The sequence below is a fragment of the Psychrobacter sp. GW64-MNA-CIBAN-0177 genome, from assembly GCF_040309585.1.
GTDB classification, from domain to species: Bacteria; Pseudomonadota; Gammaproteobacteria; order Pseudomonadales; family Moraxellaceae; genus Psychrobacter; species Psychrobacter okhotskensis.
Window position 1 is genome coordinate 43,398 of record NZ_JBEOOY010000022.1, and the last position, 8,796, is coordinate 52,193.

9 protein-coding genes are annotated in these 8,796 nt (G+C 45.2%); 5 read left to right on the forward strand and 4 right to left on the reverse strand.

Annotated features, from left to right (window positions below; all coding sequences use genetic code 11):
* Positions 1-168: 168 nt before the first annotated feature.
* Positions 169-342, forward strand: a complete 174-nt coding sequence (locus AAEY79_RS12025) for a DpnD/PcfM family protein (RefSeq protein ID WP_227502332.1) — start codon at positions 169-171, stop codon at positions 340-342.
* A 118-nt stretch (positions 343-460) separates the two neighbouring features.
* Positions 461-1,132, forward strand: coding sequence for a site-specific DNA-methyltransferase (locus AAEY79_RS12030; protein WP_265088506.1), 672 nt, complete (start codon positions 461-463; stop codon positions 1,130-1,132).
* A gap of 18 nt (positions 1,133-1,150) precedes the next feature.
* Here AAEY79_RS12030 and AAEY79_RS12035 read toward each other — a convergent pair whose 3' ends face one another.
* Both AAEY79_RS12035 and AAEY79_RS12040 read right to left on the reverse strand, forming a co-directional pair.
* Complete coding sequence (locus AAEY79_RS12035) at positions 1,151-2,140, reverse strand: aminotransferase class IV (RefSeq protein ID WP_352288482.1); 990 nt, start codon at positions 2,138-2,140, stop codon at positions 1,151-1,153.
* A 15-nt stretch (positions 2,141-2,155) separates the two neighbouring features.
* Positions 2,156-2,830, reverse strand: a complete 675-nt coding sequence (locus AAEY79_RS12040) for a hypothetical protein (protein WP_101212174.1) — start codon at positions 2,828-2,830, stop codon at positions 2,156-2,158.
* A 373-nt stretch (positions 2,831-3,203) separates the two neighbouring features.
* On the opposite strand from AAEY79_RS12040, the gene aroE reads away from it, so the two are divergent.
* On the forward strand, positions 3,204-4,064 hold the full coding sequence (aroE, locus tag AAEY79_RS12045) for a shikimate dehydrogenase (RefSeq protein WP_101212186.1): 861 nt from the start codon (positions 3,204-3,206) through the stop codon (positions 4,062-4,064).
* An 82-nt stretch (positions 4,065-4,146) separates the two neighbouring features.
* Here the strand turns inward: aroE and AAEY79_RS12050 are convergent, their stop codons facing one another.
* Entirely contained in the window at positions 4,147-5,286 is a 1,140-nt protein-coding gene (locus tag AAEY79_RS12050) for an FUSC family protein (RefSeq protein WP_201566279.1), read from the reverse strand.
* A gap of 418 nt (positions 5,287-5,704) precedes the next feature.
* Here AAEY79_RS12050 and AAEY79_RS12055 point away from each other — a divergent pair, with 418 nt between their 5' ends.
* Together AAEY79_RS12055 and AAEY79_RS12060 are read left to right on the forward strand one after the other, a co-directional pair.
* Positions 5,705-7,525, forward strand: coding sequence for an acyl-CoA dehydrogenase C-terminal domain-containing protein (locus tag AAEY79_RS12055; RefSeq protein WP_025651099.1), 1,821 nt, complete (start codon positions 5,705-5,707; stop codon positions 7,523-7,525).
* Positions 7,526-7,802: 277 nt separating this feature from the next.
* Positions 7,803-8,279, forward strand: a complete 477-nt coding sequence (locus AAEY79_RS12060; RefSeq protein WP_352288485.1) for a hypothetical protein — start codon at positions 7,803-7,805, stop codon at positions 8,277-8,279.
* 14 nt (positions 8,280-8,293) lie between these two features.
* On the opposite strand, the gene AAEY79_RS12065 is transcribed toward AAEY79_RS12060, so the two are convergent.
* Positions 8,294-8,668, reverse strand: a complete 375-nt coding sequence (locus AAEY79_RS12065; protein ID WP_025651101.1) for a 5-carboxymethyl-2-hydroxymuconate Delta-isomerase — start codon at positions 8,666-8,668, stop codon at positions 8,294-8,296.
* Positions 8,669-8,796 lie beyond the last annotated feature (128 nt).

Below are 8,796 nucleotides of genomic sequence, written 5' to 3' on the forward strand. Positions count from 1 at the left end.
TTGAAAAAGGATCATTGATCGATTTGCTTTATGACACAAGTCTGCGTAACAAAAGACGATCACTTCTTTTGAGCGCTTTTGCTAATCTAGTTGGTATAGATAACAAAAATAGATTTTGAATATGACAACTTGTAATTGTTGAGAATAGTTATGATAAGGACAGACGGTTTGAATATTTATCAAATAGAAGTAATCGAAACGATGAGTGCACTTATAGAAGTGGTTGCAGAAGATGGTGAAACTGCTCTGCTAAAAGCGCGAGAAGAATATAGAAGCGAGAATATTACTTTAGAACCTGATGATATGCTTGATACTGAATTTATTATCTTTGGCGTAGAATAGAATGAGTAGCTAGCTCAAACATAAAGTAGCTCTCAGTACTTGTGAACCTTAATGGATAAGCGTATAGATAATAGTAGAGCGCTGGCTCTTAACCAGTACATTCAATAATGGTCTAACAGTGAAAAACGGTAAAGTCCAGTCAGTCAATAAAGGTCAGTGGGACAAGCTCATCAGTGACAATGATGCTTATAATTTTACCTATCAATGGTTATCTACTGTCCGTGAAAAAATGGCAGATAATGCAACTTTATGGGTCAGTGGCACACATCATAATATTTTCACTCTAGGTCGTATACTACCTGAGTTAGGCTTCAAAATACTCAATGTCATTACGTGGGAGAAAACCAATCCACCACCCAATTTTTCTTGCCGCTTTTTTACTCATTCGACAGAGTTTATCATTTGGGCAAGAAAATACCCTAAAATACCGCATTACTTCGACTATGATTTGATGAAACGATTAAATAATGACAAGCAAATGAAAGATGTTTGGCGTTTGCCAGCTATTGCCAAATGGGAGAAATCTTGTGGTAAACATCCAACACAAAAGCCTATGGCATTACTAGCGCAAATTATTTTAGCTTCCACCCAAAAAGATGCGTTAGTTCTCGATCCTTTTGCAGGTTCTTCCACAACAGGTATTGCAAGCAGTGTACTAGGAAGGCGCTTTATTGGTATCGAGCAAGAAACTGAATATCTGAAATTGAGCCAAGCTCGATATGAAGATCTTCAAAACGAAGGCAGGAAAGATTTTTTTAGACAGCATTTTTATCGTTTATTGAATAAATAAGATAGTAACTCACTCACTTTATAACCCCACCACTTCACCCGACAATAACGTCAGACTGCTCATCGGCATGATGCCACGTAACGCATTGCAAAAGAACAGTTGGCTTAACTGCGGCAAATCCTCATCTTGTAATGGTCTTATGATGGCTGGCTGCTCTGTACTGGATAGCCCATCGATAAGCACTTGACGCATCACGCCAGCGACGCCCGATTGTGCCATCGACGGCGTGTACCATTGACCAGTGCTCAGATAGTTGCCGTTGTTTTGAGGATGTGAAGGATTGGACGATTTTGCGAATGGCGATTCTGATAATTGATAGAACACATTACTCATCGTTCCTTCAACCCACTGCCCGCTCATATCACGCAGCAGACCTTCGCCAATATTTGGCTCTGTATTGGCTGGTAAATGCTTGGTTTGTAATGAATGGGACGTCAATTCTTGGGCTTTGATGCGTTGCAGCTCGGCGCTTGCCAGCACAGTATCGAGGCGATTTAAGCTTTTGAGTCCGGCCAGCGGTGGCGGTAAGCAAGCAATTTGAGAAGACAAACAAATGGCAGAAGCCACTGGTTGCACAGGCACTAAGCACCCATCAGGTAAAGACATCTGCTCAGCAGTGGCGAGAGGCATGGCGGAAGACTTGAGCCAGATCTCACACGCACTGCCGGACGTGCTTGGCGTATAACCATAACCACGGACATCTTGCACCGCGCGGGTGACGATAAGCTTAAGCATGCCTTGCTGCAAGTGCTTGGCCTGTCTATGCAAGGTAGCTAACAGTGTTCGGCTATCGATATCGAGATGCAAGGCACTGGCATGAGAGTCAAGACGCTGCTGATGATAGTCCGACCACAGTATCCGCCCGTCGATGACGCCCATAGTGGTAAAAAAGCCATCACCATATGCCAGTCCGCGATTGTCTAATGGCATGGTTAGCGCTGTTACTGCTGCGTCATCGCTCGCCGCGCTTAGAGGTTGCAGACGTAGCCAGCTGTTGGGCGGCGGCATAATGGCGGCCACCGTTTAGCTATTGTCTGTTTGCGCATCGGCTTTATTCAGCACCAGCATACAGCTGTAAAACTCACATTTCGCCAGCTCTATTTTTTGTCCACCGACGGTTTTATTCTTAATAATTTGACCGCCCAGCATATCAGCGATTAATTTTCCGCCCTCATCACCCATCAGCTGACGCGCTAGCATATAGGATTTTTTGGCATGGTTTTGACTCAGCTCTTTTTCTTTTTTTGAGTCGGTTGGATTGGCGTAATACCAACCAAGCTCCAGATATTTTTCGGAGTCGATAAGGTCTAAATAAGGCGCATCGGTATCCATAAAGCGATACTTAGAGGCCGAATTACTGGCGTAGTCTAGGCTGTTTTCGTCCGTGCTGACCACTTTACCAAAGGTCGACTTGATATCATCCAACGCATCAACCGTAAGCGGGTCTACTGGGGCAGCGCTCCACGACGCAACCTCATATTTTACTGGTATGCCTTGCTGAGCAGTGGCACCATCTAAGTCGGCGGTTTTGGTCGGAGTGGTTTGCGTAGAGGTATCCGCAGCGCTCTGTTCGCTAGTGCTTGCCGCACTGGCCTCTGGATTTTGGGCGTCTTCTTTGGTGCTATCACAGCCACTCAACGTCACGCCAACTGCCATTATCATACTGACCATCAAGGTCTGTAGGTTATTATTCAACATGGACAATTTACTCACACTTTTAGATTGGTCTCAAAATAGTATTAACGAGCTGGCAGATGTGCCACTGATAATGAAGAATGTTGTTATTAAAAAGCTTGGTTGTAACCTAGCAGTTCCTGGCGTCTATTGATATCGATTTTTATGCTCACTAGTTTACCCAACTGCTGAACGCTTGACTACCCTTTAGGTTACGGATACCGCTCCCAGACAGTACAGATTTGTTAAAGACCTCACGTCTTAAAACGCTGTGTTTAATCGTGTATTTATTCCTTAACCGCTCCATTTGTCAAACATAACGTTATCCCTTATGATGAGTGGGTTTGAATGCTTACCAATCTGACCACTCCATGCCCTTACTGCCAGCGGACTATTTATGACCCAGCACTTTATTGTTATTGGCAATCCGATTGCCCACAGCAAATCCCCTGCAATCCATACCCAGTTCGCCGCGCAGGCAGGGATTGAAATTAGCTATCAGCGCCAGTATTGTCCCGATGAGGCAGCCAGTTTTATGGCGGTTATTGAGGCGTTTTTTCATGGTGGCGGTGTGGGTGCTAACGTGACGGTTCCTTTTAAACAAGTCGCTTATGCGTGCTGTCAGGCACGTGGTGGCTTATCAGAGCACGCCAAAGTCGCTGGTGCGGTCAATACGATTCTGCTCAATAAAGCGCTATTAAAAAGCGGCGCGCCAATAGCAGAGGCACTATACGGCGACAATACTGATGGGCAAGGATTGGTCAATCATATCAGTAGCTTGGGTTGGCCGCTAGAGGGTGCACGCGTTGCCCTCATTGGCGCGGGCGGTGCGGCACGCGGGGTGATACTACCCCTGATTCAAGCAGGTATCGGAACCCTGACAATTGCCAATCGCACAGTGAGCAAAGCCTGTGACTTAGTCAGCGAGCTTAGCGCCGCCAGTACCTCTATTAGTCAGCAGCAGATTACCGCTTGTACCACTAGCGAGCTGCGCGGACAGTTCGATATTATTATTAATGCCACATCGATTGGTCTATCAGGTGAGACTTTGCCACTGAGCGACACCCTACACGGTCACTATGCTTACGACATGATGTACGGTCGCACGCTACCGTTCTTGGAGCATTTCGCGGCACGTGGTGCGCAAATATCAGACGGCTACGGCATGCTTATCGGTCAAGCCGCCTTAAGTTTTGAGCGTTGGACGGGTCACAGTATCGATGTAGTGCAAGCCACTAAAGCCCTCAACGTCAAATGACTTACACGACCATTTAGTGACTTGTTGTAAGAAAAGCAGAATTACAAAGCGCTCTCATATGCTTTGAATTTATGGTGTTGATTTAGTGTTTCGTTGTTTGACCAAAACGCGCCAGCATCCAGTTTTCTATCTGGCGTAACGGTACGCGCAAACGGTTTGAATGAATCGCCAGACCACCGCTAAGACCGACGACGCAGCCAATCGTGGTATCAAGCATGCGCACACGAATGACTTCCTCGGCCACGGGCTGTACCAGCGACACACTGCCATATTCAGCGATAAATATCGTTAATGGCGTAATAAATATCACTGCTAAGCCATAATGACGATCGACCAACGACTCGATACAGAGCATCATCATCAGAACGGCTATCGCAACGCCCCATATCGATAGCCCCCACGACAGCATCCAACCTGCGACTGCCATTCCGACCAAAGTACCGAGTAAGCGATGCACTTGTTTGATCCACATCGTGCGTAGCTGCATACCCTGAATAATGATAAAGCAGCTTATAGCCGCCCAATACGGATAGGGCATCTCTAGCAATATTGCGATTGCCAACGCCAAGCTCACAAAGCCAGCCACAATGAGACTGTCGCTAATCATGTCCGGCTCATAGATATAAATCGGCGCAGGTACTATAGGACGCGTGGCCAATAAAAACAGACTATAAAGCAGCGCCAACAACATCGAAATGCCACTACCCAACATCACCAGCCCTGTTGCTGACAGTACTTGCGCTAATGGCACAGGAATAAATAACGCAATCGCCCCCGCCATCATCACAAACAATCCTGCCGGTGGCGGCTGCCGATAGTAACGACCTAATATGATAATAGCAAAAGCAAGCAGCGCAAATATAGGCAGTCTGAGCACAGGTATCTGCTGAGCGATAAGTCCGAGCGCAAAGCTCAATACCATGGCAAAGCCCCACGCCATGACCGTCACCAGACGATACGGTAGCGTGCCTGACAATGGTAAGTTGAGGATAATCATCGCACCCAACGAGGCCTTGATACCTGAGGATAAAGCATCAAAATAAGCACCGACAAAGACTGGAAAGCTAATCGCAATGGCCGCAATAATCGGCATATGCCAAGGTCTTTTACTGCGGTTAATCGTTAACAAATGCGCCAGCTCACCTGCAATTAAAGCCTTAATAGAGGCAAACAGTGCTGTTAACCAAGATGCTAGACCTGCCTTGTGCTTTGATGCGCTCATAAATCGCTTTCCTTATTCTACTGACATTGCATCGAGATTTTTTCGATTCATGGGACATTACTTGTTTTATATGACTTTGCAGGCTGTTTATACAGAAATCATTCGGGGTGCTACTACTTCACAAATTACTTTATTAACTTATAACTTAATTTAATGTATAATTTTACGAATTATGAATATTAGTTATACGTTATATATTTGTGGCTGTAGAAGTCTTATACTCGTATCACCGTCATAGTAGTTGACTTTTATTAAGTAACGCTTGACCATACCTATAGCGGACAAGAATTTATTCATAAGTCCCATCGATCCTCCATAAGATCATTCATTTGCCACAAAAAATAAGCAAACATTCACTTGAATACACTTAGGTTTGAATCCTAGTGCTATGACAGTGAACCAACCAAAGAGACCAACTATGTTAACTTACAAAGCACCTTTACGTGATATCAAGTTTTTAATAAATGATGTTTTCGACTTTCAGACGCATTACAAAGATTTAGACAACGGCGCAAATGCTGATCCTGAAACGGTCGATATGATTTTGCAAAGCTTTGCTGACTTCTCTGAAAATGTCTTAGCCCCTTTGTACCAGCCAGCAGATGCAGAAGGCTGTCATTTTGAAGAGGGTGTTGTCACTACCCCTAAAGGCTTTAAAGAAGCTTACGATCAGTTTGTAGACGGCGGCTGGCAAGGTATTTCGTACCCTGAAGAGTACGGCGGTATGAACTTGCCTATGTCAATCAACCTCATTAAGTCTGAAATGATGGGTACGGCGAACTGGCCGTGGGCAATGTATCCTGGCCTATCGACAGGTTGTATCAATACCATCATGCAGTACGGTACTGATGAGCAAAAAGAAACGTACCTGCATAAATTGGTTGAAGGCACGTGGGCAGGTACGATGTGCTTGACTGAGCCACAGTGTGGTACCGATTTAGGACAAGTAAAGTCAAAAGCGATTCCGCAAGAAGACGGTAGCTACAAGCTTAGCGGTACTAAGATTTTCATCTCAAGTGGTGAGCACGACTTGACTGACAATATCGTCCATATCGTCTTAGCACGCCTACCAGATGCACCAGAAGGCACTCGTGGTATCTCATTATTTATCGTACCAAAATTCTTGCCAAATGCCGATGGCGAAGCAGGCGAGCGCAATGGCGTTACTTGTGGCTCTATCGAGCACAAAATGGGTATCAGCTCATCAGCGACTTGTGTACTGAACTTCGACGGCGCGTTAGGTTATCTCATCGGTGAGCCGAACAAAGGCCTAAAAGCCATGTTCACCTTTATGAACACCGCCCGTATCGGTACTGGTATCCAAGGTTTGGCACACACTGAGCTGTCTTTCCAAAACGCCCTACCGTATGCGAAAGATCGTCGTTCAATGCGTACGTTGTCAGGGACCAAAGATCCTGAAAAAGTAGCCGATGCTATCATTCATCACGCTGACGTTCGTCGTATGCTATTGACGCAAAAAGCCTTTGCTGAAGGCGGTCGCTCAATGATTTATCACTCAGCGCGTTATGCCGACAAAATGTCGCAAGGCGTTGCCAACGGTGATGATGCTGAGTTTGAAAAGTGGGATGACAAATTAGGCTTCTATACGCCTATCCTAAAAGGCTTTTTAACCGAGCTAGGTATCGAAGCGGCCAAGCATGGTCAGCAGATATATGGCGGTCACGGCTATATCAAAGAATGGGGCATGGAGCTGATCGCTCGTGATGCACGTATTGCCACTATGTACGAAGGTACCACTGGCGTACAGGCACTTGATTTGTTAGGTCGTAAGGTTATCTTGCAGTCTAAAGGTAAAATCATCCGTGATTACACCTCAAGCATCATGAAATGGTGTGGCGAGTACGCACTTGATAAAGACATGCGTAAATTCGTTTGGGCATTGACCAAGCTTTGTGCTGAGTGGAACACCCTAACCGTACGCTTGATGCTAATGGCACGTAAAGACCGTGAAATCATCTCAGCCGCATCAGAAGATTTCTTGATGTACTCAGGCTATGTCATGATGGGTTACCACTGGGCGCGTATGGCGGCTGTCGCTTATGACAAGCTAAAAAATGGCGGCACTGAGTCACCAGAATTCTACAAAGCTAAAATCCAAACGGCTGAGTTCTATTTTGATAAGATTCTACCACGTACCTCAGGCCACGCCGAAGGTATGGTGGCACCAAGCGAAAGCATGACTGCCATGAAAATCGAAAACTTTGCTTTCTTAGACTAAAATCATGACTAAGACTGTACGAGTTACTTGATTATTAATAAAAAAAGCGCCTATTTATTAGGCGCTTTTTTATGCTTAACTAGGGGGTGTCCTCACTTCAAACGCTTGTATCTAAATGGGCTAAAAATGGCTATGGTATTGCTGATATCAATTTTTTGTCGCCTCTGTCTGCGCAGGCACAGCAAGCAAGAAAAATGGATATCAGCAGTGCGTGAGGTGCCGATATTACTTTTCACTGACTATAGTAGATAAATAACAAAGTCAGTTAGGAGGTACGATGTTTTTGGTTAAAAATAAAACTACTTTAACAACCGCGCAAGTGCTAAAAACGCTGTTGCTTAGTGCCACATTAATAGGCGTTAGCGCACACAGTGCGTTGGCTAAAAATAGTGACACCCCGATTCGTTTTGCCAAAGGCGCGCTTAGTAGTACAGTGACGGGACAGCTTAAGCCTAATGAAAACGAGCGCTGGTATCGCTTTGATGCCAGCAGCAGGCAATATGCCATTATTAATATTGCGCCCCTTACCGGCACCCCAGAGACTGCCAATGTCGGCGTACTGCATATGCCGAATGGCACACAAGATGGCACCAAAGGCGGTATCATTTATCAAGGCTGCTTGCCTGCCACTGGCACGTATCGATTGCGCATTGCTCGTAATCTGATGGCCACTCAAGGTCGCACCGCAGGTTATAGCGTTGAAGTGATTGTCTTACCTAAGTATGCTAGCGAGTCACTGTGCGAGTATTTGTAAGTATTCAATACGCCCTAGTCACCTAGCATTTTCTTATGATAAATCGCGCTGATTTCTTCCACCTCAACACAGATTTGTATGCCTACGCGCTCTGATTGCTCGGTATCTAACACCTCTTCTATGGTAGCCGTTAATAGCTCAGCAAGCTGATGGCGTATGACCTCATCACGACCGGTCATGATTTTTAGATGCGCATAAACAAAGCCATATGCCTGTTCGTCGTCTTCAACACCCACCAAAAATGTCTCAATAGGTATGATGCGTGCTTTGATATCCGTCGGCTTGCCAAAATGTCCACTATCCCAAAGCGCTTTGTTCAAAGATTTAAGTAAGGATTCTGCATGAGGGATACTGACATTGGGCGTGACTTGAATGGTTAAATGTGGCATGAGACTATCCTTAGAATATAATTACCTTAAAAATATAAGCACCTTAAAAATACCCCACTCTCAACTTGAAATAAGCAAATCAAACTGAAGAGGCGGATTACCAAGTTTTTTGTTGAGTACAAAGCACA

Excerpts from the sequence above, each read along its gene's own strand:
- AAEY79_RS12050 (WP_201566279.1), bottom strand. The coding sequence starts at position 5,286 with ATGAGCGCATCAAAGCACAAGGCAGGTCTAGCATCTTGGTTAACAGCA.
- AAEY79_RS12060 (WP_352288485.1), top strand. The coding sequence starts at position 7,803 with ATGTTTTTGGTTAAAAATAAAACTACTTTAACAACCGCGCAAGTGCTA.
- aroE (WP_101212186.1), top strand. The coding sequence starts at position 3,204 with ATGACCCAGCACTTTATTGTTATTGGCAATCCGATTGCCCACAGCAAA.
- AAEY79_RS12055 (WP_025651099.1), top strand. The coding sequence starts at position 5,705 with ATGTTAACTTACAAAGCACCTTTACGTGATATCAAGTTTTTAATAAAT.
- AAEY79_RS12065 (WP_025651101.1), bottom strand. The coding sequence starts at position 8,668 with ATGCCACATTTAACCATTCAAGTCACGCCCAATGTCAGTATCCCTCAT.
- AAEY79_RS12040 (WP_101212174.1), bottom strand. The coding sequence starts at position 2,830 with ATGTTGAATAATAACCTACAGACCTTGATGGTCAGTATGATAATGGCA.
- AAEY79_RS12035 (WP_352288482.1), bottom strand. The coding sequence starts at position 2,140 with ATGCCGCCGCCCAACAGCTGGCTACGTCTGCAACCTCTAAGCGCGGCG.